Genomic DNA, 404 nt, shown 5'->3' on the forward strand with positions numbered 1-404 from the left:
TCCTTCGATAGTGGCCTCCGTGGCCAGCAATGCCGATCGAAGCGAGTCCAGTGTTTCGGCCTTTGCCGCCCATAGCTGGCGCTGCTGCGCCTCCAGCAAACGTTCCACCACTGCGTTGAGTGCCCACGGGTTGGTGCGCTCCAGAAACTCGCGCATTTCCCCTTTGGTGAAGGTGTTGGCGGCGGACTCGAACATCCAGTCACTAATGACGCCGGCTGTGGCCGCGAAGCCAAATAGGGAATCGACGGTCGTTGCGATTTCAACTCCACCGCGATAGCCGTGGCGTTGGATTCCGGCGAGCCACTTGGGATTAATCACTCTAGTGCGGAAAACAAGCAGTGCCTCTCCCTTCAGGGATCTGACCTCTGGGTGTGATGCGTCGGAAGAGTCGCCCACGTAAGCGT

The 404-nt window shown here is 59.2% G+C and carries 1 protein-coding gene; it reads right to left on the bottom strand.

The features are described from left to right. Positions 1-396 (bottom strand): cobaltochelatase subunit CobN (locus tag D7X55_RS42105; RefSeq protein WP_233610486.1); only part of this gene is annotated, 396 nt, incomplete at its 3' end. Positions 397-404 lie beyond the last annotated feature (8 nt).

This window comes from Corallococcus sp. AB049A (genome assembly GCF_003668885.1).
GTDB classification, from domain to species: domain Bacteria; phylum Myxococcota; class Myxococcia; order Myxococcales; family Myxococcaceae; genus Corallococcus; species Corallococcus interemptor.